Below are 25,836 nucleotides of genomic sequence, written 5' to 3' on the forward strand. Positions count from 1 at the left end.
TTCCAATGGGAGTCTTTATTTTTTTATTTTAAAAGATATAGAAAATTAAAAAATCTTTAATATAGATTGAATATTTTTTTGGTTACAATATAATTAAATTAGATTAATAATTTATAAGGGTGAAGTAAATGTTAGATAAGTTATATGCACACATTGATGGTAATAAAAAACAAGATTTATTTTCGCATCTAGTCAATACTGCTTGTGAATGCAAAGCTATTGGAGAGAAAGTTCACATGGCAAATCTTTCTTTTTTAATTGGTCTTCTGCATGATATTGGAAAGGCAAGTAACGATTTTCAAGAAAAGATCACTAAAAATAGCAATGCTTTAGTGGATCATTCTACTTTGGGTGGACTTTTTATTTTAAAAATTTATGAAGACTTTAATAGAGATGTTGAAAATAAAAAATTTGATAATTGGCAAGATTTATTTTCTATTTTAAATGAGGATTCTTCTTTAGTTTTTGAATTGGGAGATTATGCAAATATTTTAATTTACACGATTATGTCCCATCATGGTCAGTATGATATGGTAAGAAAAAATGATAAAAATGAGTTTGTTTTTACAAGTTTTGATAGAATTAAAAAAATTGAAAATAGTCTTTATAAAGATAAAAAAATTAATAATGAAAGAATTTTAAATATTGATGAATTTTATGAAGATTCACAAAAGTTTTTTGAATCAAAAAATATTTACATAAAAGATTTATTTTGCAAAGGTTTTTGTGAATATGCAGAAATTTTAAAGAGTTTAAAAAATGTTTCTTCAAAATTTAGCGAAGGTAATGAAGCTCTATTTTTTTATAAAGGCATGATGATAAGGCTTTTGGTTTCAATTTTAAAATCAGCAGATATAAAGGACACTATAAATTCTTATGATGAAATAATTATAAAAAAAGATGAAGAAGAACTCAAAAAAGTTATTAAGAGTTTTGAAAAAAATGTAGAAAATAAATATGCTTCCTTTGGAAATCCAGACGGCAAGTTAAATATTGTGAGAAATGAAATAGCAGAAGATATTTTAAATAGATCAAAGGAAGACGGAACTGGAATTTATAAACTTGATCTTCCGACAGGCGCTGGAAAAACTTTATTATCTCTTAGATATGGCATTAATCAAATGAATTATCAAAATAAAGAGAGATTTTTTTATGTAACTTCTTTTCTTTCTGTTCTTGAGCAAAATGCAAAGGAAATGAAAGATGTGCTTGACAACGATGATTATATACTTGAACATCACTCAAATATTATTGACGAAGACTATGATAGCAAGACAAATGATGATATCGATGATTCAATAAAGAAGGTTCGAAAGAAATATCTTTTAGATGATTGGACATCTCCAGTAGTATTGACTACAACAGTGCAATTTTACAATACTATTTTCAAAGGTAAATCTTCTAATTTAACTAGATTTAAGTCAATGATAAACTCTGTAATTATTTTGGACGAATGGCAATCTATTCCAACAGAATTTTTATATTTAACAAATTTAGCTTTAAATTTTATGAAAGTTGTAATGAATGTAACTATTGTGTTATCCACTGCAACTCAACCAACAAATGCATCAAATTATTTAAAACATAAACTTTTTTATGGAGATTTAGATGGAAAAAATGAAGATATAATTGACTTAAAAAATTATGAATGCAGTGTTTTTGAAAGGGCTAAATTAAAAATATTTGGAAATATTAGAGATATGTATGGTATAGAAGATATAAGAGATTTAGTTCTGGAAAATCCTTACAAGTCAAATTTAATTATTTTAAACACAAAAAGTGTAGTTAGAAAACTATATGATTTGTTAAAAGAAAATTATGATGAAAAAGATTTATATTATCTTACGACAAATTTAACTGCCAATGATAGACTCAAAAAAATTTCAGAGATAAAGAAAAGATTAAAAAATAATGAAAAAATTTGCGTAATATCAACTCAATTAATAGAAGCTGGAGTTGATGTGGACTTTGATCTTGTGATAAGGTCTTTAACTGGGATGGACTCTGTAATTCAAGCGATGGGAAGGTGTAATCGAGAGGGCAAGAAAGAAATTGCATATACTTATTTAATAAATTTGGACAAAAATGAAGAAAAGTCATCTCTATTAAAAGGTGTCGATGAGAGAAAAAGTGCCAGCCAATTTGTTTTGGGAGAAGTAGAAGAAAATTTTGATCTTAAGTGCTTGACTGAGGACTATTTTGAGAAACTATACGCAAATTTAAATGAAGATAATTTTTCTCCTATTTTGGAATGGCTGTCTGAAAATCCAGAAAAAATTGACAATTTATTAAAAACTAAAGATGAAAATATTAAAAATTTGGAAGATAGATTTCTTTATGCACAAGAAGAAAAAATGATTTTAAATTTATTTCAATCTTTTAAGAAGGCATATAATAAATTTCAGCTTATTGAAGAAAACCAGAAGACAGCCATAGTAAACTATGACGAAACAAGGGAAGAAATTAAGAAAATTTGGGATTTGGAAGAGAAATTTTTGGAATCTTATGATGTAAATATTTTAAAGGAATTAAAGGTAATTTTAAAAAAATTAAATAGACACACAGTTGCAATTAGAGAAAAAGATGTGAGTAGTTGCGACAAAATATTAGATGGAGAAGTGTATATTTTGCCAGAGATTTATTATGATAAAAAATTTGGATTAGATTTTAAAAGTCTTGGAGGGATGATTTTATAATACCAAAGAAAAAAGACCTATTAAATTAATTAGGTCTATTTTCCATATAAATATTTTTCAATCCACAGCTCTTGCTGATAATCTATTATATCAAAAAAATAAAAAATTTAAAATTCAAAAACAGTTGACAAAAATAAATTTTCATATTAATATGTAATTAAGGAAGTTATTTTAATTTAAGCTTGAGGAGGTGAATTATGAATAAATCAAGATATTTTTACGCAAAAATTTACGGGGCAAAGGCATTAATTACTGCTCCTGAAAGCAAGAGTGGGGGAGAAAAAATTTCATATGACATTCCTACGGGAGAAGTTTTGAAAGGTATAATTGATGCAAATTATTTTAAACCCACAATTTTAAATGTGATTGACGAAGTTAGAATAATGAATAAAATTGAATCCTATACTCAAGGAATAAGACTTCTTTTAAAAGATTATAAATCTGACCTTAGTGCATATACATTTTTGACGGATGTATGCTATTATGTGAAATTTCATTTTGAATGGAATGAGTATAGAGAAGATTTGAAAAATGACAGAAATTTTAATAAACACGAATCTATAACAGAAAGATCCCTTAGAAGAGGTGGAAGAAGACCAATATTTTTAGGGGTGTCTGAATGTATGGGTTATATTGATATTCTAACTGAAGAAGAATATGAAAATGATATTGGATATTATGATGACACATCAAAGGGATTTGGGCTTATGTTTGTTGGATTTATTTATCCAAGGGAATCTGGAGAAATTTTAAAATCAGCTTATGCACCAATTAACATGAAAAATGGGAGGATAGTTTATCCAAAGCCAGAGGAATGTCCGATAATAAATGAAGTTTCAAACTATTCTTTTAAAGAGCCAAGTCTTACTAAGACAGTTGATGAGGAATTAAAGGATTATTGATGGAGGTGATATATTGAGTTTTTTGACAGCTTTATACGATAGTTATAACTATGGACTTGAAAATAATTTAGTGGGAGATTTAGATAATAAATCAAGTTTAATTTTACCTATTTATCACAATTCTATGAAGTCTAATGGGAAAAATATTGTAGAGATTCTTGTAAATAAAAAAAGTGAATTAGTTGATGCTCATTTTTTAAATGAAAATGAAATTGTAATTTTTCCAGTTACAGAAGATTCTGTTGCTCGTTCTAGTGGGGTTGCGCCACATCCTTTATTTGATAATTTTGATTATGTAATTCAAGAGGACACCAAAAAATCTAATGCGTATATAGAGCAACAGGAGTTTTGGTTAAATTCTTGTGAAGATGATTTTGTAAAGATAATTCATGACTTTATCATTAAAGAAAAGGTTTTTGAAGAAATATTAGGTAAACTTTTTAAAGAATATAAAATTTTAAAGGATAAAAATGTTGGATTTATTGATAATTCTGATAAAAAATCAAAGAAGATGAACATAGATTTTTCTAAAGTTTTTTTAACTTTTAAAATCCAAAATTATGATGAGAAAAAAGACTTGAGCCTTTCTGAAAATAAAAATTTACAACAAAAATTTATAGAATATACTAGAAAGACCTTTGAAAGGGACAAAGACTCTGAAAAAATAATTTGTAATATTAGCGGAAAAGAAGATTTTTTGTGTTTAAAGCATAAACCTTTAATAGGTTCTGCAAGATTAATTTCTCAAATAACTGCTAACAATGAAAACTATTTAGGTAGATTTGAAAAGCCAGACAATACTATAAAAATTGGAAAAGAATCTAGTCAAAAAATTATTCAAATGGCAAAATCTCTTTTAGATGGAGAAAAAACATCTAGATGGCTTGGAGAATTCACTTATGCCCTTTCTTGGTTTTCTGATGATATACAAAACAAATCTGGACTAGATCCAGGTAAGAGTGTTGAAATTGAAAATGTTGGAGGAGTATTATCCCTACTAGGGAAAAAAGATGGCATAAAAAGCTCTGGAATTCTTAAAAAAGAGAAAATATCTGATGAAAATTCAGAAAACATAGTTAAGTCATTTACAAGTGGAAAGATTTTATTTTCAAATGAATCAAAATATTATATGGCGATAGTTGACAAAGTTAGCAATGGAAGGGTTGCTGTAAAATATTTTAGAGAGATGGATAGTTCAAGGTTAAAAGAAAATTTAGTGAGTTGGCAAAATAAATATAATTGGATTAAGCACACTAAAGATAGTGAAATAAAAAATTACACACCAAGTCCACTTATGCTAATACTAGCAGCTTATGGAGTTGAGAGAGAAAAGGGGTTAGAGGTATCTAAAAAGAAGTTTGTCACAGATCAATATAAAAATATTTTGGCATCAATAATAGAAGGTAGAGATATGCCAAAAAATATTTCATATGCATTGGAAATGAACATAAGAAATAGACTTAATTATGATAAATCTTGGGCACAAGTAAAGCTATGTGCTTTAGCAGTTTTAAAAGAAAAGGAGGGAATAACAAGCGATATGTTAGATAGAAAAGATACAGATAGATCTTACTTATTTGGAAGACTTTTAGCACTCTATGAAAGATTAGAAAAAATTACTTATGATACTGATAACGAAAGAGTAACTAATGCAGAAAAACTATGGACGAGTTATGTCAATAAACCTGTAACAATGAATTTAAGACTTAGAAATTTACTAAGACCTTATGAAGATAAATTGATTGTCAATGAATCTAAAAGAGGAATATATTTTAAAATAAAAAGAGATATACGAGAAGTTTCAAATCTATTGAGTGAGAATTATGATTATAAGTTAAAAGAAAACAATAGACCACTAGGGCCAGGTTTTATATTCGGATACGAAGCTCAAATGAAAGATTTATTTACAAAAAGAGAAGATAAAAAAGATTTAGAAAGTGAGGAAAAACATGATTAACAATAAAATAGATTTTATATTCACGATTGAAGTTTCTGGAGCTAATCCAAATGGGGACCCACTTACTGGTAATATGCCTAGAATTGACAATCGTGGATTTGGAGAAATTAGTGACGTTTGCTTAAAAAGAAAAATTAGAAATAGAATGCAAGATATGGGCAATGAAATATTTGTAAAATCTTTGGACAGAAGTGATGATGGATTTAGATCTCTTGAAAAAAGATTTGAAAATATTTTTAAAAAGGATGTAAGTGATGAAGAAGTCGAAAAAAGAGCCAACGAAATGTGGATTGACATAAGATCTTTTGGGCAAGTATTTACTTATCAAAAGAGGGCTCTTGGAATAAGAGGACCAGTAAGCATTTCTATTGCAAAATCAATTGAGCCCATAGAAGTAACTACAATGCAAATAACAAAAAGCATAAGTGGAATGGAGCCTAGTGCTGGCAAGACAAGAAGTGCAGATACCATGGGTACAAAACACTTTGTAGATTATGGAATTTATGTAGTAAATGGAAGTGTTAATTCATACTTTGCAGAAAAAACTGGTTTTAATGAAAATGATATAGAAACTTTAAAAGAGTGTATTAAAACTTTATTTATAAATGATATATCTTCAGCTAGACCAGATGGCTCAATGGAAGTTAAAGACATATTCTGGTTCAATCATTCTTCTAAAGTTGGCGATGTATCAAGTGGAAAAATAAAAGAACTTTTAAGATATGATTTGCCTGACGCAGAAACTTTAAAACCAAAATACGAAAATTACAATATAAGATTAGATGAAGAAAAATTAAAAGAATACGAAGAAAATGGAATAAGATTAGAATATATTAAAGGGATTTAAAATGTATGCTGAAGACGACTATTTAATGCTAAGTGGTTTACAACACTTTTTGTTTTGCAAAAGACAGTGGGCACTTATTCATATAGAAAATATATGGACAGAAAATTTTTTCACAGCACAAGGTCAAATAGTTCACGAAAAAGCAGACGAACCTTTTATAAAAGAGAAGAGAAAAAATATAATAATATCAAGAGCAATGTCAGTGAGTTCCAAAACTTTGGGGCTCTCGGGCAGGCTTGATGTAATAGAATTTCATAGGTCAGAAGAAGGAATCAAACTAAAAAATAGAAGCGGAAAATGGAAACCAATAATTGTCGAATACAAACGAGGAAAAAAGAAAAAATATGATTATGACAACGCTCAACTAATGGCACAAGCAATTTGTATAGAAGAGGACTTTAACATAAAACTTGAATATGGATATGTTTACTACAACGAAACTGATACAAGAGAAAAAGTAGAATTCACAGAAGAACTTAGAAGTTTAACAATAAATTCTTCAGAAAAAATGCATGAATATTACAAAAACAAATACATACCAAGAGCAGAATATTTTAAAAATTGCAAACTTTGTTCACTTTGTGAAGAATGTAGACCTAGACTCACAAAAAAGATAAAAAGTGTTAGTAATTATATTTATGGAGCAGAGTTATGAAAAAATTATTAAACACACTTTATGTGACAAATCCAGATTACTATCTTAAAAAAGAAGGAAGGAATATATCAGTAACATTGGATTCAAAAAGAGTAGCAAGATATCCTATCCACATTTTAAAACAAATAGTTTGCTTTAACTATATGGGAGTAAGCCCAGCTCTTATGAAGATGTGCATGGAAGAAAATGTTGCAATAACATTTTTTACACCCTATGGGAAATATTGTGGCAGAGTAATAGGTGCATCTTATGGAAATATTTACACAAGGAAAAAACAATATAAAATGCAGGAATCAGAAGAGTCCTTAGATTTTGTAAAAAATATAATTTATGCCAAAGCCTACAATTCTAGAAAAATTTTAATAAGAGGAAAATTAGACCACAAAGATAAAGTGGATGTATTAAGATTAGAAGAAGCAATAGACGCAATAAAGATATTAATGTTAGAAATTAGAAACTGTAGTAATAAAGACAGTGTGAGAGGAATTGAAGGGACTATAGCGAGATTTTATTTTTCTGTATTAGATGAACTAATTATAAAACAAAGAGAAGACTTTTACTTTATAGAGAGATCAAAAAGACCACCAATGGATAGATTCAATGCATTGATTTCTTTTTTATACTCATTACTTACAAATAATATAGCAGCAGCACTTGAAGGTGTTGGAATAGATTCTTATGCAGGTTTTTTTCACACAGATAGACCGGGAAGAGTTAGCATGGCACTAGACATAATAGAAGAAATGAGAGCCCTTTTAGTTGATAAGTTTTCTCTTTCAATGATAAACTTAGGCAGAATAAATAAAAATCATTTTGAAGTAAAAGAAAATGGGGCAACATTATTAAACGAGAAAGGAAGACAAATAGTATTAGAAAATTGGAACAAAAAAGAACAAGATGAGATATATCACACATTTATAGAAGAAAATATAAAAATAGGATTACTTCCTCATATACAGGCGCAACTTTTAAATTCATACATAAGAGGAGATATAGAATCTTATCCACCATTTATGATAGGAGGATAAAATGCAAGTATTAATAACATATGACGTAGAAACAATAACATCTGAAGGCAAAAAAAGACTTAGGCAAGTATCAAAAGTATGTGTTGATTATGGGCAAAGAGTACAAAATTCAGTATTTGAATTAAATATTTATCAAGCAGATTTATTAGAAATAAAAAACAAACTTATAAAAATAATTGATCCGCAAAAAGATTCAATAAGAATTTATAATTTAGGGAAAAATTGGGAGAGAAGAGTAGAAACATTAGGAAAAGATGATTCCTATAATCCAGAAAAAGATTTACTTATGTTATAATGGATATGAGAATTAGAGTTAAACATAAAAACATATAAACTAACTCACAAAAAATAGTAAAAAAGAAACAAAACTCTAAAAAAATGATTAGCTGTATTTTTTTTAATTGATGAAAATGTCTAAAAAATGCAGTCGCACCCTTTATGGGTGCGTGGATTGAAATAACAGAATTATCTGTACAAGTGACAAAAAAGAAGTGTCGCACCCTTTATGGGTGCGTGGATTGAAATTTATAAGGTATCACTAGGCAAACTTGCACATCAAGTCGCACCCTTTATGGGTGCGTGGATTGAAATCAAAAAGGCGAGAATATTATTTTTACTGCTGATAATGTCGCACCCTTTATGGGTGCGTGGATTGAAATACGTTATTCATTTTCTAACTCCTTTAAATCTCATAGTCGCACCCTTTATGGGTGCGTGGATTGAAATACAGGCACTTAAAAAAAATAATGAGAGCAATGATACGTCGCACCCTTTATGGGTGCGTGGATTGAAATAACTCTCTAAAGTTTAAAAGTTCCCACGTCTTTTCAGTCGCACCCTTTATGGGTGCGTGGATTGAAATTTCTTATATCTTTATCAAGTGTATACATTTGACTTGTCGCACCCTTTATGGGTGCGTGGATTGAAATTCATGTAAGTAACCTCAGACTCAATGCTTGTATGTCGCACCCTTTATGGGTGCGTGGATTGAAATGGTAGAAAGACAGGACTTGCTAATGTTATCCACATGTCGCACCCTTTATGGGTGCGTGGATTGAAATATTTTTCCACCCCTTTATCGAGTAAATCTTTGATGTCGCACCCTTTATGGGTGCGTGGATTGAAATTTGATAAATTTCTAAATCTAAATCAGATTCAAATTCGTCGCACCCTTTATGGGTGCGTGGATTGAAATAAAATCTGCCTTACCTTGTATCAAGTTGCCAACAAGTCGCACCCTTTATGGGTGCGTGGATTGAAATTACTATTGCAATCACTCCTTTGTTGTGTTATAATTTGTCGCACCCTTTATGGGTGCGTGGATTGAAATACTAATTTTAAGGTATAACGTAGGTGATATGCCAGGTCGCACCCTTTATGGGTGCGTGGATTGAAATACTAATTTTAAGGTATAACGTAGGTGATATGCCAGGTCGCACCCTTTATGGGTGCGTGGATTGAAATTCGTCTTTTAAAACTTCTACTCTAGCACCTAAAAGTCGCACCCTTTATGGGTGCGTGGATTGAAATAATTCAGCAGCTTCAAGTTCACTTTCGCTTACCACGTCGCACCCTTTATGGGTGCGTGGATTGAAATCTATAAATAGAAGAAACTTGTTATAAATCTATTATGTCGCACCCTTTATGGGTGCGTGGATTGAAATTTTTGGGAACACGCTCTAAGCTAGTGATTGCAACGAGTCGCACCCTTTATGGGTGCGTGGATTGAAATCCAGCACGCACATCTTAAAAGCAAAAAAGATGCAGGTCGCACCCTTTATGGGTGCGTGGATTGAAATAATTTCATGTGCATCTATGCTAAATTCAAATGTTCTGTCGCACCCTTTATGGGTGCGTGGATTGAAATTCCAAGCTCTATATCTGTATCATAAAATCCTGTACGTCGCACCCTTTATGGGTGCGTGGATTGAAATGAATCATAGACAAGATTATTTTCTTTATCTAGTATGTCGCACCCTTTATGGGTGCGTGGATTGAAATATCCTTTGTCATATAAATTGCCTTTTCATAACCAGTCGCACCCTTTATGGGTGCGTGGATTGAAATCGTCTGGATTGTTGATGACTCTTACCTTTGTTTCAGTCGCACCCTTTATGGGTGCGTGGATTGAAATTGTCATTATTTGATACTTGTACTTAATACCATTTGGTCGCACCCTTTATGGGTGCGTGGATTGAAATCACATTAACTGGGATTTTAGAAGGGAAACACACTAGTCGCACCCTTTATGGGTGCGTGGATTGAAATTAAAATATCCTAAGTATGCAGTAAAGGGTAAAAAGGTCGCACCCTTTATGGGTGCGTGGATTGAAATGTTAAATTTTCACTTTTATTTGTTCCTACATACAGTCGCACCCTTTATGGGTGCGTGGATTGAAATAACGCTTTACTATCACGTTACTCCCTCACCGTTTGTCGCACCCTTTATGGGTGCGTGGATTGAAATTATAGATACTAACAATAATAAGATTTAAATTGTTAGGTCGCACCCTTTATGGGTGCGTGGATTGAAATCTTATGAAATGGTATATGTAGGTCTGACAACACCAGTCGCACCCTTTATGGGTGCGTGGATTGAAATTATATAATAAAGAAATTGTATGTTTTTGGTTTTTATGTCGCACCCTTTATGGGTGCGTGGATTGAAATCCGTTGTGGTTGCAGTAGAGAAAACAAAAAACAAGTCGCACCCTTTATGGGTGCGTGGATTGAAATCATTATTTACTTTATACGATAATTCAAATTCCGTTGTCGCACCCTTTATGGGTGCGTGGATTGAAATGAGGTTGATGATATATCTTGCAAAGGCAAGGGAAAGTCGCACCCTTTATGGGTGCGTGGATTGAAATATGAGGCTCCAGAGAAATTTTCTACTGCAGGACCTGTCGCACCCTTTATGGGTGCGTGGATTGAAATCTCCAAAGTCTCTGATGACCTGACGGGAGTTTCTAGTCGCACCCTTTATGGGTGCGTGGATTGAAATTTTGCATCTACTACCATCGTTAATAACGCAAACCCGTCGCACCCTTTATGGGTGCGTGGATTGAAATTATAAATTTACAATATAACATTTTAGAAGATTTAAGTCGCACCCTTTATGGGTGCGTGGATTGAAATGTCAATTGTAAACGACATTATGATGGATTATTATCCGTCGCACCCTTTATGGGTGCGTGGATTGAAATTTCTATGGTGTCAAAAGTTCCCAAATATTTGTTTTGTCGCACCCTTTATGGGTGCGTGGATTGAAATGATGGCGACTTGATATTTTTACGAAAAACCAGTGAGTCGCACCCTTTATGGGTGCGTGGATTGAAATATACACAATGTAGAGAAGCTAAGGGAAAAGCCACTTGTCGCATCCTTTATGGGTGCGTGAATTGAAATAAAAGTTTAAAATACAAATGATGCTTTTAGGTAGAGTTAATTTTTGATTTGCTCAACTGTAAAAGCATTTTTTATTTGAATTTATTAAAAAGTTAATTATACTTTAACAAATGTGTAGTCTTAATAGCTTTGTAGTATAATAAAAATAGCGTGCTATGAGATTTTTTGTAAAAACTTGTAGAAATTTATTTTATTTATTATAATACTTTTATTATGGAGGTAATATGAGATTATCAAAACTTTATATGCCAACTTTAAGGGAAGATCCTCAAGATGCAGAGATTGCATCTCACAAGTTTCTTTTAAGAGCTGGTATGATTAGAAAATCTGCTAGTGGTATTTATACATATTTGCCACTTGGTTATAGATCTATTAGAAAAATTGAAAATATTGTGCGTGAAGAGATGGATAATGCAGGGGCTATGGAAATTTTAATGTCTGCTATCCAACCTTCTGAAATTTGGAAAGAGTCTGGAAGATGGGAAAAGTTTGGACCAGAGATGTTTAAATTAAAGGATAGAAATGATAGAGAGTTTTGTCTTGGACCTACTGCGGAAGAATATTTTACTACTCTTGTTAGGGATGAAGTCAAGTCTTATAAGGATCTTCCTTTAAATTTATATCAAATTCAAACTAAATATAGAGATGAAAAAAGGCCTAGATTTGGCATCAATAGAGCCAGAGAATTTTCTATGAAGGATGCCTATACTTTTGATGTTTCTCCTGAAACTTTAGAAATTTCTTACAATAATATGTACAATGCTTATGAAAAAATCTTTGATAGGTTAGAGCTTGATTATAAAATTGTTGAGGGCGACAATGGTGCAATGGGAGGAACTGGCTCTCATGAATTCATTGCTCTTTCTGAAACTGGTGAAGGTGTTATTGTTTATTCTAATTCTGGTAAGTTTGGTGCGACAGAAGAAAAAGCTCCTGTTGAGTATATTCTTCCTCAAAGTAAAGATGTAAAAGATTTGGAAAAAGTTCACACTCCTAATGCTAGTACAATTGAAGAGGTTTCTAAGTTTTTAGATGTTGATTCTAAAAGATGTGCTAAGGCAATTGACCTTATGATTGAAGATGAGCCTGTTATTGTTTTTATTCCAGGGGACAGGGAACTTAATCTTGCTAAACTTGTTTCTTACACTGGCGTAGCTGAACACGATATTAGAATGATGGAAGATAGTGAAATTGAATCTATAAAAACTAAAAAAGGTTACACTGGTCCAATTGATTTAGATGTTAGAAAGATTTTTGATAAAAGAATAACAGAAATAAATAATCTTGTAATTGGAGCTAATGAAGATGAGTACCACTATGTTAATGCAAATTATGGCAGAGATTTTGATGGAGAAGTTGTTGATGACCTTTTACTTGTGACAGAAGGCGATAAGGTGCCTGGTACTGATGAAGACTATAAATTTGCAAGGGGTATTGAAGTTGGGAATATTTTTAAATTGGGTACAAAATATTCAGAGGCTTTAAATGCTACTTATCTAGATGAAAATGGTAAAAGCAATTATTTCTATATGGGTTCTTATGGTGTTGGAATTACAAGATCTGTGACTGCTGTAATTGAACAGAATCACGATGACAATGGAATTATTTGGCCTATGGCTGTTGCACCTTATGAAGCAATTGTTACTATTGTAAATACAAAGGATGATGATCAAGTTGCTCTTGGCGAAAGAATTTATGAAGATTTAAAATCTCAAGGTGTAGAAGTTTTGCTTGATGATAGAAAAGAAAGAGCAGGAGTTAAATTTAAGGACAGAGATTTAATTGGAATTCCACTTAGAATTACTTGTGGTAAAAAATCTTCTTATAATATTGTTGAATATTCAACTAGAAGAGAATTGAAAAATTTTGAGATTTCTTTTGAAGATGCAATTAGAACTGTTTTAAATGAAGTAGAAAAGGTTAGGTAATATGAGCGATTTTAAATTTGAAATAACAGAACATTTAGGAGTTCTTTCTGAAAGTACTAAGGGATGGACTAAGGAACTAAATAAAGTTAGTTTTAATGATAGACCACCTAAATATGACCTTAGAGAATGGGATCCAAATCATGAAAAAATGTCAAAAGGTGTAACACTTAATGATGAAGAAATAGAAATACTCTCTAAGATACTAAGGGACAGAGGGATTTAATATATTTTTAAAATAACTTATGTTATAATATATGAATGAAAAAAAGTCATGTGCGAGGAGGCAATTAAAATGGAAATAAAAAAGAAAGAAAACAATACTGTTTTTTTTGATATTGTTTTAAAAAGAGAAGATATAAATAAAGCTGAAACTGAAGTATACAAGAAAAATAAAAAGCATTTTCAACTTCCTGGTTTCAGAAAGGGTCATGTTCCTAGACAAATGATTGAAAATATGTATGGAAAAGATGTATTCTTTGAAGATGCAATCAATGAACTTTTGCCAGCAGAATATGAAAAAGCTATAAGTGAACTTGATCTTAAAGTTGTTGATCAACCAAATATTGATATTGACGAAGAATCAATTGATAAAGATGATTTAATTGTAAATGTTTCTGTTGATGTTAAGCCTGAAGTAGAAATTAAGGATTATGAAGGAATAGAAATTGAAGATCCAACTATGGAAGTAACTGATGAACTTATTGATTCTGAAGTTGAAAATGAAAGAGCAATGAATGCAAGAATTATAAATGTTGATGACAGGGCTGTAGAAGAAGGCGACACTGTAAATATTGATTTTAAAGGTTCTTTAGATGGGGAATATTTTGATGGTGGCACTGCTGAAAGTCAAGATCTTAAAGTTGGTTCAAATACATTTATTCCGGGCTTTGAAGAACAATTAATAGGTCATGAAATTGGAGAAGAATTTGATATAAATGTAAAGTTCCCAGAAGATTATCATCAAAAAGATCTTGCCGAGAAGGATGCTAAATTTGAAATTAAAATAAATAGTATTTCCTATGAAGAACTTCCTGAACTTGACGATGAGTTTGTGAAAGACATTTCTGAATTTGATACTCTTGATGAATTTAAAGAAGATCTTAGAAAGAAAAAAGAAGAAGAATTCAAAGTTAATTCTAAAATGGAAAAAGAAAGAAGAGCAATAGATAAAATCGGTGAAATGGTAGATACAGATATTCCTGAAGGAATGATTAACGCTCAAATTGATGATATGATTAGAAATTATGATCAAACTCTTAGAGCACAAGGAATAAGTTTTGAAGACTATATTAAAATGGTAGGTCAAAGTCTTGATGAGTTTAAGGAAACTATGAAACCAGAAGCTGAAAAGACTGTTAAAAATGACCTTGCACTAGAAGCTCTTGTTAAGTCCGAAAATGTTGAAGTAAGTGATGAAGAAGTCGAAGAAGAAGTAAATAAAGTTGTAGAAGAGTACTTCAAAGACGACAAGGATCACATGGAAAAAATGAGAGAATATATGCTAAATCAAAATAAGGAAGTTGTAAGAGAGGACCTTAAGAAGAGAAAAGCAATTGATAAATTAGTAGAAAAAGTAAAATTTGTAGAACCAGAAGAAACTACTGAAGAAGAAATTAAAGAAGAAGTAAAAAAAGATAAAGAAGATAAATAATCAGAGGATGTGATTAAATGGCATTAGTGCCAATGGTAGTAGAACAAACGAATAGGGGAGAAAGATCCTATGACATTTATTCAAGGCTTTTAAAGGACAGAATTATTTTTGCCAGTGGCGAAGTAAATGATGCTATGGCAGATTTAATAGTTGCACAACTTTTGTTTTTAGAATCTGAAGATCCGAATAAAGATATACAACTTTATATTAATTCACCTGGCGGATCTGTCAGTGCAGGTTTTGCAATTTATGATACTATGAATTATATAAAGCCAGATGTATCTACAATTTGTATAGGAATGGCTGCATCAATGGGTGCTTTTTTACTTGCGTCAGGTGCAAAAGGAAAGAGATTTGCACTTCCTAATTCTGACATTATGATTCATCAACCTTCTGGTGGAGCACAAGGTCAAGCAAGTGATATACAAATTAATGCAGAAAAGATTTTAAAAATTAGACACAAATTAAATGAAATTTTATCTGATAGAACTGGTCAACCTCTTGAAAAAATTGAAAGAGATACGGATAGAGATTACTGGCTTAGTTCAGAAGAAGCCAAAAAGTATGGTTTAATAGATAAAGTTATTGAAAAAAGGTCTTGAGGTGAAATATGGCAAATACAGATGAAATTTTGAGATGTTCATTCTGTGGGAAAACACAAAATCAAGTGAATAGATTAATCGCCGGGCCTAATGTAAATATATGTGATGAGTGCATAGAGAGATGCCACTCAATTTTAGAAGAGGAAGTTCCTGTAAATATTAATAGAGACTTCAACTTGAAGAAACCTAATGAGATAAAAGAAATTTTAGATCAGTATGTTGTAAAACAAGAAGATGCGAAAAGAGCTCTTGCAGTAGCTGTATACAATCATTATAAGAGAATTAGTTCTTCAAAAAAAGCAGATAAAGATATTGAACTTCAAAAGTCAAATATTTTAATGATTGGACCAACAGGATCAGGAAAAACTCTTCTTGCACAGACTTTAGCAAGACTTTTAAATGTTCCCTTTGCCATTGCTGATGCAACTACCCTAACTGAAGCTGGATATGTTGGTGAAGATGTTGAGAATATTATCTTGAAGTTAATTCAAAATGCAGATTATGACATTGAAAGAGCAGAAAAGGGAATCATCTATATTGATGAAATAGATAAGATTGCTAGGAAGTCTGAAAATGTATCTATTACAAGAGATGTAAGCGGTGAAGGAGTTCAACAGGCTTTGCTGAAAATAATTGAGGGGACTGTTGCAAATGTTCCTCCACAAGGCGGAAGAAAACATCCTTCTCAAGAGTTTATCCAAGTCGACACTACAAATATTTTATTTATTGTTGGTGGAGCTTTTGATGGAATTGAAAAGATTATCGAAAATAGAACTGCAAAATCTTCTATGGGTTTTGGGTCAGAGATTGTCGATAAAAGAGCAAATAGAGAAAATATTCTTAAAAAAGTTGAAACTGAAGACTTATTAAAGTTTGGACTTATACCAGAACTCATAGGCAGACTTCCTGTAACTATAACTCTTGAGGAATTAGACGAAGATGCCCTAGTAGAAATTTTGACTAAGCCAAAGAATGCCCTTGTAAAACAATACAAGGAGCTATTAAAGTTTGACGATGTTGAATTAATTTTTGACGACCAAGCCCTAAATTATATTGCAAAGAAGGCAATAGAAAAGAAGGCAGGAGCTAGAGGCTTAAGAGGAGTTATCGAAAACACCATTATGAATGTCATGTACGAAATTCCTTCAAGAGATGACATCAAGGCAGTAAAAATAACTAAGGAATCAGTAGAAGGCACAGCATCTGCTGAGTTAATAAAAAAATAAAAATAAATTTAGCCGTGGTTGACACGGCTTTTTTAGAAGGTGAAAAATGGAAAAAGTAAAATTACCACTAATCCCTCTTCGCGACTTAGTAAGCTTTCCCCACATGGTCATGCACTTTGATTGCGGTAGAAAAATTTCTGTAAACGCAATTGAAAGGTCAGAAATGCAGGATTCAAAAATATTTTTGGTGGCGCAAAGAGAACTGGAAGTTGAAGACCCAAAGAGAGAAGACCTCTTTGATGTTGGGACTGTGGCAACTATAAAACAAATTTTAAAACTCCCAGGTGGAGTTGTTAGGGTCCTAGTTGAAGGTGAAGAGAGGGCAAGAATCTCAAGCCTTGATATTAGCGAGGAGATAATTGAAGCGGATATAGAAATCCTAGAAGAAGAGGAAATTGACTACAGAGAAGACGACCAAATCGAGGCAGCACTTCGCCTTGCTTTAAATGACTTGGAATCTTACGCTTCCTTAGATGAAAAATTCTTCCCAGGACTTTTATCTAACATTGCAGACACAGACAACCCATCAAGGTTTATCGACACTGTTGTTGGCTATCTTGACTTTAAACTTGAAGAGTACCAAAAACTACTTGAGACAACTGATATTTACGAAAGACTTGTTGCCTTTCACGAGATAATGAAAAAGGAAATTGAAATTCTTTCTATTGAGAAAAAGATAAATGACAAAGTTAAAAGCAATATGGACGAAATTCAGAGGGAATATTATTTAAAAGAACAACTTAAAATAATTCATCAAGAACTTGGCGATGGAGAGGAAGAAGGCGAGCTTACAGAAACTTATAAGAAAAAAATTGAAGATAAAAAACTTCCGGAAGAAGTAAAAGAAAAAGCTCTTAGTGAAATTAAAAGATTAAACAATTTGAATTCACAATCTCCAGATTATTCTATGCTTATAAACTATTTAGATTGGATAATTGACCTTCCTTGGCTTGAAGGCAGCAGCGAAAAAGTTGAGTTAAAAGATGCTAGAAAAGTTTTAAATGATGAACACTATGGTCTAAAAAGTGTAAAAGAGAGAATTTTAGAATTTATAGCTGTAAGAACTTTATCAGAGGGCAAACAAAAAGGGCCTATTTTGTGTCTAGTAGGTCCTCCTGGAGTTGGGAAAACTTCTATTGCTAAGTCCATTGCAAAAGCTCTAGATAAAGAATTTGTCCGCATGAGCCTTGGTGGTGTAACTGATGAAGCAGAGATTAGAGGACACAGAAGGACTTATATTGGTGCTCTACCAGGAAGAATTATAAGTGAAATGAAAAAAGCAGGCACAAATGATCCAGTATTTTTATTTGATGAAATAGATAAAGTGGGAAATGACTTTAAAGGAGATCCTGCTTCTGCACTTTTAGAAGTTTTGGATCCTGAGCAAAATAATACTTTTACAGATAGATATTTGGAGCTTCCTTTTGATTTATCTAAAGTGTTTTTTATTGCTACGGCTAACACAACACAAACTATTCCAAGACCTCTTTTAGATAGAATGGAAGTAATTGAAATTGGAGGGTATACTCCAAATGAGAAATTAAATATAGCAAAAAAATATTTAGTTTCAAAACAAATTTCTGAAAATGGATTAAAAAGTGAAAATATAAATATTTCAGATAGAGCTTTAAAAGATATAATTGATTATTACACTCGTGAATCAGGAGTTAGAGGTCTTGAAAAACAAATTTCAAAAATTGTGAGAAAGTCTGCGCTAAAGATTGTAGAAGAGAATGAAGGAAAAGTTTCGGTGTCTACTAGAAATATTTCAGATTTTTTAGGGGAGAAAATTTATTTAATTAGTGAAAGAGAAAAAATTTCTGAAATTGGTTCTGTAAATGGACTTGCTTGGACGCAAGTGGGTGGAACTACACTTGTAATAGAAACAACAGTTATGCCAGGAAATGGGAAACTTACGCTTACAGGCTCTCTTGGCGATGTCATGAAAGAATCTGCCATAGCAGCAACTTCTTATATTGCGTCAAATGCAGAAGAATTTGATGTTGATCCAAATTTTAGAACTAATAAAGACATTCACATTCATGTGCCAGAAGGTGCAGTGCCAAAAGATGGGCCATCTGCAGGTATAACAATTGCAACCTCAGTTTTGTCTGCACTTACAAAAAAACCAGTGAGAAATGATGTTGCCATGACAGGAGAGATAACTCTTCGTGGGAAAGTTCTTCCAATTGGAGGACTTAAAGAAAAACTTTTGGCTGCAGAAAGATTTGGAGTTAGTACAGTTATTATTCCGGAAGAAAATAAGAGAGATTTAAAAGAAATTGAAGAATCAGCTGTTAAAAAGTTGGAAATAAAAACAGTTTCAAATTTTAAAGAAGTTGCAAAAATTGCGATAGGTGATTTTAATGAAGATAAATAACGCAGAACTTGAAAAAGTTGCTGTGCTTGAAAAGCAATATCCACATGAAAATTTGCCAGAATTTGCCTTTGCAGGAAGGTCTAATGTTGGTAAATCTTCTTTTATAAATGCAATGCTAAACAGAAAAAATCTAGCAAGGACTTCATCAACGCCAGGAAAGACTCGCACAATTAATTTTTATAAAATAAATAATTCTCTTCGCTTTGTAGATTTGCCTGGTTATGGTTATGCAAAAGTGGCAAAAAGTGAAAAAGAAAAATGGGCTGGAATAATAAATAGGTATCTTGAAACTAGAGAGAATATTCTGGAAACAATTTTACTTGTAGATATAAGACATGAACCCACAAATTTAGATAAGCAAATGTATGACTATATAATAGATTCAGGATTTTCAGGAATAGTTGTAGCTACCAAAAAAGATAAAATAAAAAGATCGCAAATAAATAAACACGTAGATACAATTGCAAAAAAATTGGGTGTAGAACACAAAGAAAATATAATTCCATTTTCATCACAAGATAGAGATGAAGTAAAAGATATGTGGTTTATCTTTGAAGATATGATGCGTTTTTATGATGAATAAGAACAAAATATAGATAGAGCTAGTTGAAACTGGCTCTTTTTGTTGTAAAATAATTGTTTCAAAAAAATATATAGAAATAAATTTCACACAAATTTTAAATATAATTCATAATAAAATGATATTGTATAAATAATCGGAGGGATATTATGAAGAATAAAAATAAAATTGCAATTTTATTCTTGGCAATTTTATTAATTTTACCATCCTTTGCCTTTGCAAAAGATGTGGATGAAATTGTGATTCTTGGAAGCGACTTAAAGGAAACACAAAAAGATGAAATGCTTCAAGAGATGAAAGCAGATGAGAATGCAAAAATAATTGAAGTAACAAATGCTGAAGAATATAAGTACTTAGGTGATGTACTTTCTCCAAAGGAGATAGGCAATAAGGCAATTTCATCAGCAATAGTTAAGTACACAGAAAGAGGTAGTGGAATAAATATAAAATTATCAGACAATATACGAGTCGTAAAAGAAGATGCCTTTAGAAATGCACTTACAACTGTGGGAATAGAAGATGCAGATATTTACGTAACTGCACCAGGAAAAGTTAGCGGAACAGCAGCATTGACAGGAATTTTGAAATCTTATGAAGTAAATACTGGAAAAAAGCTTCCTGAAGATTTAAAAAAAGTTGCCAATGAAGAATTAGTAGTTCAAACAGAACTCTCAGAAGAAATTGGCGATGAGAACTCTAATGACATAATTTATCAAATAAAAGATGCAATGGCAAAAAATATGCCTAAGGATGAAAAAGAAGTTAGATCATTAATAGAAGAAGTAGCAGATAATTACGATATAAAATTAACCAAAGGGCAAGAAGATAAACTTGTTTCACTATTTAACAATATGAAAGATGCAGATGTAGATTGGAATAAAATAGCAGATGCAGCAGTAAAATATAAAAATAAAGCCTCAAAATTTCTAAACTCCGAAGAGGGAGAAAAGGCAGTAAAAGATACAAAAAATTTTATAGAAAAATTTATAGATTTTATAGTATCACTTTTTAAATAATAAATTCTAGAAAAAGTGTAGAAAATGTTAGAAAAGATTCACCATTTTGTGGCGAATCTTTTTTAGCGTTCTTAAATATGAAATTCTATGATTTTTTATTTTTTTCTTTTACTAAATTAATAGAATTGTACCAATTTGATTTTAAATAATATTTTGCTTTTTCTAAATCATTATTTTTTAATTCTTTAATTATAGATTGGTGTTCTTTAAAAGTATTTGATTTACCATCATTATCTTTAAAAAACAGCAGTTCAACTCTTTGAATCTTCTTTTTCAGTGGATGAATAATTAATGGTATTTCAGGATTTTCAGATAGATAAATTATTTTATCATGAAATTCATTATCATAATCTAAGAGTTCCAAGGTATTTGAATTCTTAAAAGCAGTATCTAATTTTTTATTTATATTTTCCAAATCCTTGATAAAGTTTTTATCGATTTTGTCAAAAGCTTGTTCAAGAGCTAGCATTTCCAAACTAGCAACAACAGAGTAAGTGTAAAGAGAAACGTCTAAGTTTATTGGAGCTACAATAGTCCATCTATTTGCTTTTGATAGGACAAGGCCTTCATTTTCGAGCTTTAGAATAGCTTCCCTTACAGGAGTTCTACTTGTGCCTAAACTTTCTGATAAATCGTTTATATTTATTTTTGTTTCTGGCTTTAAAATACCTGTGATAATCCAGTTGGAAAGAGTATCATATACTTCATCTTTTATAAAAGTTCTATTTATTTTTTTGTTATCTAAATTTAAATTCAATTTAAAAACCTCATTATTATATTAAATAAAGTATAGCATAAAATATAAATTAGTGTTGACAAAAGTTGGTGTTAAATGTAGTATGTAATATATCACACAACACAAAAAAGTTTAGCTAAAAATTTTTTAACAATTTTAGAAAAAATAATATTTTTTTATATTTATATCGAAGTAAAGTTATAAATTAGAAAAAGAAAAAATATAGTTATTAGGAGGGTTTATGAATTTAGAAGTTTTTACGAAAAAGAAAAATGAGAGAAAAGAAAAATATGATATTAGTTTTTTGAATGAGGAAGAGGCAAAAAAAATTTATGATTATCATAATAGTTTTCCTATGTACGAAAAAACTCCCTTTATAGAATTAAAGAATCTTGCAGAAAAAGTTAATGTAAAAAATATTTTAGTTAAGGATGAATCTTATAGGTTCGGATTAAATGCATTTAAGGTTCTCGGGGGAAGTTTTGCAATAGGAAAAGTAATTGCAAAAAAATTAGATATGGATATTAAAGATTTAACTTTTGAAAAACTAACATCAAAAGAAGTGAAAAATAAATTAGGAGAAATTACCTTTATAACGGCTACTGATGGGAATCATGGGCGTGGAGTTGCATGGGCAGCTAATAAATTAAATCAGAAAGCAATAGTATACATGCCAAGAGGTTCAGCTAAAGAAAGAGTTGAGAATATAGAAAAGGAAGGAGCAACTGTAAAAGTTTTAGATGCTAATTATGATGAATGCGTTAGGAAAGCAAATAAACTTGCAGAAAAAAAAGGATATATTATGGTTCAAGATACTGCTTGGGATGGATATGAAGATATTCCTAAGTGGATTATGCAAGGATATATGACTCTTGCATGGGAAATGTATGAAAGTTTGCAAGAGAAAAATATAAAACCAACTCATTTATTTTTACAAGCAGGGGTAGGATCCTTTGCGGCTGCGACAACTGGATTTTTCACCAATATGTACAAAGATGAGGGTAAGCCAATAATAACTGTAGTAGAACCTGATACAGTTGCGTGCATTTACGAATCAGCGATTGCTAACGAAAGAGTTCTAGTAGGAGGAGAACATGAAACTATAATGGCAGGACTTGCTTGTGGAGAACCAAATACTTTTGGATTAAAAGTACTTTTAGATAATTGTGAAAATTTTATAAAAGTATCAGATGAATTTGCGGCTTATGGAATGAGAGTTCTTGGTAATCCTTATAAAGATGACAAAAAAGTTATTTCTGGAGAAAGTGGAGCAGCTCCCTTTGGTTCAATTATAAAAATTTTAACTGATGATAAATATAAGGATGAGAGAAAAAAATTAGATATAAATTCAGATTCTAATTTAATATTTGTTTCAACAGAAGGTGATACAGATGCACAAAATTATTTAGATATTGTTTGGGATGGAAAATATGAAAGTACAGGAGGTATAGAATGAGTAAAATAACTGCAGTGGAATTAACACAAAAACTAATTAGAAGACAAAGTTATTCAGGTAATGAAAATGGTGTATCTGAAGAACTTAAAAAATTTTTTAAAGAAAATAGTTTTGACGATGTTCACGTGGACAAATATGGAAATACTATTGGTCATATTAAGGGAAATAAGCCAGGTCCAAAGATTGTATTTGATGGTCATATGGATACAGTTCCTGTAACTGACGAAACTGAATGGCTATATCCACCTTTTAAAGCTGAAATTCATGATGGCAAACTTTACGGAAGAGGTTCAAGCGATATGAAAGGGGCATTAGCATCAATGGCAGTTGCAGCTACTAATTTTAAAGAAAAAACTGCTGGAGACTTTGCTGGTGAAATTTTTGTTGCAGGAATTGTTCATGAAGAATGCTTCGAAGGTGTTGCTGCAAGAGAAGTGAGTTCTTTTACAAAACCAGACTATGTAGTAATTGGGGAAGCTTCAAATTGTAATGTTAAAATTGGACAAAGAGGAAGAGCTGAAATTAAAATTGAAGTTTTAGGAAAGCCATCTCACTCAGCAAATCCTGAAAAAGGGATAAATGCAGTTTATAAAATGTGCAAGGTGATTGAAGCGATGCAAACTTTAAAACCAATTCATCACGACAGACTTGGCGATGGAATATTAGAACTTGTTGATATTAAATCAAGTCCGTATCCAGGTGCATCAGTTGTACCAGAAAAATGTGTTGCAACTTATGACAGAAGATTATTAGTTAACGAAACTAAAGAATCTGTTTTGGATCCAATAAATGACCTTTTAGAAAGTTTAATGAAAGAAGACAGTGAATTAAAAGTTAGAGCTTACTATACAAAGGCAGATGAAAAGTGTTTTACTGGAGAAATCATTGAGGGAGAAAGATTTTTTCCAGGTTGGATTTTTGACGAAGATGAAGAATGGGTTAAAAGAGTTGTTGCAAAATTAAAAGATAAGGGGCAAAATCCAAAAGTAACTCAATATAATTTCTGCACAAATGGGAGCCATTATGCTGGAGAAAGAAATATTAAGACACTTGGAATAGGACCTTCTAAGGAAAACTTAGCACATACCGTAAATGAATATGTAGAGATTTCTGAGCTAGATAAAGTTGTGGATTCTTATGAAGCTGTAATGGAAGCGTTATTAGTGTAAAGGAGATAATATGTACGATATCTTAATTAAAAATGGAACTGTAGTTGACGGAACAGGTTTAGAAACATTTAATGGAAATATAGCTATTAAAGATGAAAAGATGTATTTTGTCGATGATGATGTAGATGCTAATAAAGTTATTGATGCACAAGGAAAAATCGTTACTCCAGGGTTTATTGACACACATTCCCACTCTTCAATGCTAGTAATCGAAGACCCATATCTTGCGCCAAAATTATTTCAAGGGATTACAACAGAGCTTGTTGCACAAGATGGAATGGGACCTGCACCAGTAAATGATAAAACTGTAAAACCTTGGAAGAAAGCAATGGCTGGACTAGAAGGAGAATATGAGTACGAGTGGGATTGGAGAAATATAGAAGAATATTTAAACAAAGTTGATAAGCTAGACCTTGGCCCAAATATTGCCTATCTTGCACCACATGGAAATCTTAGAATGGTTAGTATGGGGCTTGAAAATAGAAAGCCAACAGCAGAAGAGCAAGAGAGGATGAACAATGAACTTCAAAAGGCTTTTGATGCAGGAGCTTTTGGAATGAGCACTGGAATGATTTATCCTCCATGTGTATATGCAGATATTGATGAGTTTATAGAACTTGGAAAAGTTATAAAGAAAAATGGAGGCGTGTTTGTAACTCACCAAAGATCAGAAGCAGATGCAATGTTAGAATCAATGGATGAAATTTTAAAAATTGCAAGAGAAGGGGGATGCAGAAGTCATTTCTCACACTTTAAAATTTGTGGAAAGAACAACTGGGATTTAATTCCTGACATTATAAAAAAGCTTGATAGTGCTAAAGAAGAAGGACTTACAATTTCTTTTGATCAATATCCATATGTTGCAGGGTCAACAATGATGTCGGTGATACTACCACCTTGGGTTCATGATGGAGGAACAGATAAACTAATAGAAAGACTTAATGATCTAGATCTTCGTGAAAAAATGAAGAAAGACATTAAAGACGGAATACCTGGATGGGATAATTTTATAGACTTTGCAGGATTTGAGGGAATTTATATAACATTCGTTAAGAATAAAGAGTCAGAAAAGTATGTTGGAATGAATCTTATTGAACTTGGTGAAGCGACAGGTAAAGATCCTTACGATGCAATATTTGACTTAATTAGAGATGAAGAAAATATTATCGGATTAGTTGATTTCTATGGTATGGAAGAGCACATAAAGACATTTATGAAGAGAGATGAACAAAATGTTTGTACAGATGGAATCATAGGAGCAAAACCACATCCAAGACTTTATGGAGCATTCGCAAGAGTTCTTGGAAAGTATTGTAGGGACGAAAAAGTATTTCCAGTTGAAGTTGCTATTAGAAAGATGACAGGCAAAGCAGCGGATACAATAGGACTTACTGACAGAGGTTATTTGAAAGACGGTTATGCGGCAGACATACTAGTTATTGATTTTAATAATATAAAAGATAATGGAGATTACACAAATCCTAAACAATTAGCAACAGGTATCGACTACGCGATAGTAAATGGAAATATTTTAATTGAAGATGGGAAAGCTACTCCTAAAAAAGCGGGAAAAGTTTTAAGATTTAAAGGAAGGTAACT

Annotated in this window: 19 protein-coding genes and 1 CRISPR repeat array; of the genes, 18 read left to right on the forward strand and 1 reads right to left on the reverse strand. The window is 31.5% G+C overall.

Translation table 11 applies throughout. From position 1 onward, the window contains the following. Window positions 1–128: 128 nt before the first annotated feature. The 15 genes from BQ5450_RS06290 (at window position 129) to BQ5450_RS06360 (ending at window position 20,876) form a co-directional block, all read left to right on the forward strand. A complete protein-coding gene (locus tag BQ5450_RS06290) occupies window positions 129–2,696 on the forward strand; it encodes a CRISPR-associated helicase/endonuclease Cas3 (RefSeq protein WP_071126319.1) in 2,568 nt (855 codons plus the stop codon). A gap of 197 nt (window positions 2,697–2,893) precedes the next feature. Continuing rightward, entirely contained in the window at window positions 2,894–3,598 is a 705-nt protein-coding gene (gene cas5c / locus BQ5450_RS06295) for a type I-C CRISPR-associated protein Cas5c (RefSeq protein ID WP_071126320.1), read from the forward strand. 13 nt (window positions 3,599–3,611) lie between these two features. After that, entirely contained in the window at window positions 3,612–5,555 is a 1,944-nt protein-coding gene (cas8c, locus tag BQ5450_RS06300) for a type I-C CRISPR-associated protein Cas8c/Csd1 (RefSeq protein ID WP_071126321.1), read from the forward strand. Continuing rightward, on the forward strand, window positions 5,548–6,402 hold the full coding sequence (cas7c, locus tag BQ5450_RS06305) for a type I-C CRISPR-associated protein Cas7/Csd2 (protein ID WP_071126322.1): 855 nt from the start codon (window positions 5,548–5,550) through the stop codon (window positions 6,400–6,402). Before cas8c ends, cas7c begins: the two co-directional genes overlap by 8 nt. A 1-nt stretch (window position 6,403) precedes the next feature. Beyond that, a complete protein-coding gene (cas4, locus tag BQ5450_RS06310) occupies window positions 6,404–7,057 on the forward strand; it encodes a CRISPR-associated protein Cas4 (protein WP_010245155.1) in 654 nt (217 codons plus the stop codon). Continuing rightward, a complete protein-coding gene (cas1c, locus tag BQ5450_RS06315; RefSeq protein ID WP_071126323.1) occupies window positions 7,054–8,085 on the forward strand; it encodes a type I-C CRISPR-associated endonuclease Cas1c in 1,032 nt (343 codons plus the stop codon). Before cas4 ends, cas1c begins: the two co-directional genes overlap by 4 nt. Window position 8,086: 1 nt before the next feature. Beyond that, window positions 8,087–8,380 carry a CRISPR-associated endonuclease Cas2 gene (gene cas2, locus BQ5450_RS06320; protein ID WP_010245148.1) on the forward strand — a complete coding sequence of 98 codons (294 nt, stop codon included), beginning with the start codon at window positions 8,087–8,089 and terminating at the stop codon, window positions 8,378–8,380. A gap of 131 nt (window positions 8,381–8,511) precedes the next feature. Beyond that, window positions 8,512–11,493: a CRISPR direct-repeat array (repeat unit 32 nt; unit sequence GTCGCACCCTTTATGGGTGCGTGGATTGAAAT). A gap of 224 nt (window positions 11,494–11,717) precedes the next feature. Next, the gene (locus BQ5450_RS06325) at window positions 11,718–13,421 is read left to right on the forward strand and encodes a proline--tRNA ligase (RefSeq protein ID WP_071126324.1); all 1,704 of its coding nucleotides are present in this window, start codon (window positions 11,718–11,720) and stop codon (window positions 13,419–13,421) included. Window position 13,422: 1 nt separating this feature from the next. After that, entirely contained in the window at window positions 13,423–13,644 is a 222-nt protein-coding gene (locus tag BQ5450_RS06330; RefSeq protein WP_010245141.1) for a YdbC family protein, read from the forward strand. Window positions 13,645–13,713: 69 nt separating this feature from the next. After that, complete coding sequence (gene tig / locus BQ5450_RS06335) at window positions 13,714–15,072, forward strand: trigger factor (RefSeq protein WP_010245138.1); 1,359 nt, start codon at window positions 13,714–13,716, stop codon at window positions 15,070–15,072. Window positions 15,073–15,089: 17 nt separating this feature from the next. After that, window positions 15,090–15,674, forward strand: a complete 585-nt coding sequence (gene clpP / locus BQ5450_RS06340; protein ID WP_010245135.1) for an ATP-dependent Clp endopeptidase proteolytic subunit ClpP — start codon at window positions 15,090–15,092, stop codon at window positions 15,672–15,674. Between the two features lie 8 nt (window positions 15,675–15,682). Then, window positions 15,683–16,900 carry an ATP-dependent Clp protease ATP-binding subunit ClpX gene (gene clpX / locus BQ5450_RS06345; RefSeq protein WP_071126325.1) on the forward strand — a complete coding sequence of 406 codons (1,218 nt, stop codon included), beginning with the start codon at window positions 15,683–15,685 and terminating at the stop codon, window positions 16,898–16,900. Window positions 16,901–16,946: 46 nt separating this feature from the next. Further along, window positions 16,947–19,280, forward strand: a complete 2,334-nt coding sequence (lon, locus tag BQ5450_RS06350) for an endopeptidase La (RefSeq protein WP_010245129.1) — start codon at window positions 16,947–16,949, stop codon at window positions 19,278–19,280. Next, the gene (yihA, locus tag BQ5450_RS06355; RefSeq protein WP_071126326.1) at window positions 19,267–19,863 is read left to right on the forward strand and encodes a ribosome biogenesis GTP-binding protein YihA/YsxC; all 597 of its coding nucleotides are present in this window, start codon (window positions 19,267–19,269) and stop codon (window positions 19,861–19,863) included. The genes lon and yihA overlap by 14 nt, the downstream gene beginning before the upstream one ends. A gap of 146 nt (window positions 19,864–20,009) precedes the next feature. Further along, window positions 20,010–20,876, forward strand: coding sequence for a DUF1002 domain-containing protein (locus BQ5450_RS06360; protein ID WP_010245124.1), 867 nt, complete (start codon window positions 20,010–20,012; stop codon window positions 20,874–20,876). An 85-nt stretch (window positions 20,877–20,961) separates the two neighbouring features. Here the strand turns inward: BQ5450_RS06360 and BQ5450_RS06365 are convergent, their stop codons facing one another. Beyond that, on the reverse strand, window positions 20,962–21,633 hold the full coding sequence (locus BQ5450_RS06365; protein ID WP_010245121.1) for a GntR family transcriptional regulator: 672 nt from the start codon (window positions 21,631–21,633) through the stop codon (window positions 20,962–20,964). Between the two features lie 220 nt (window positions 21,634–21,853). On the opposite strand from BQ5450_RS06365, the gene dpaL reads away from it, so the two are divergent. From dpaL to BQ5450_RS06380, 3 genes are read left to right on the forward strand one after another with little or no spacing between them, the layout of a single operon-like run. Then, a complete protein-coding gene (gene dpaL, locus BQ5450_RS06370; protein ID WP_071126327.1) occupies window positions 21,854–23,068 on the forward strand; it encodes a diaminopropionate ammonia-lyase in 1,215 nt (404 codons plus the stop codon). Next, entirely contained in the window at window positions 23,065–24,237 is a 1,173-nt protein-coding gene (locus BQ5450_RS06375; protein WP_010245114.1) for a YgeY family selenium metabolism-linked hydrolase, read from the forward strand. Before dpaL ends, BQ5450_RS06375 begins: the two co-directional genes overlap by 4 nt. 10 nt (window positions 24,238–24,247) lie before the next feature. Beyond that, window positions 24,248–25,834: an N-acyl-D-amino-acid deacylase family protein gene (locus BQ5450_RS06380; RefSeq protein WP_071126328.1), complete on the forward strand. Its 1,587-nt coding sequence runs from the start codon at window positions 24,248–24,250 to the stop codon at window positions 25,832–25,834. The last annotated feature ends 2 nt before the right edge of the window (window positions 25,835–25,836 follow it).

The sequence above is a fragment of the Peptoniphilus lacydonensis genome (genome assembly GCF_900106515.1).
GTDB classification, from domain to species: Bacteria; Bacillota; Clostridia; order Tissierellales; family Peptoniphilaceae; genus Peptoniphilus_A; species Peptoniphilus_A lacydonensis.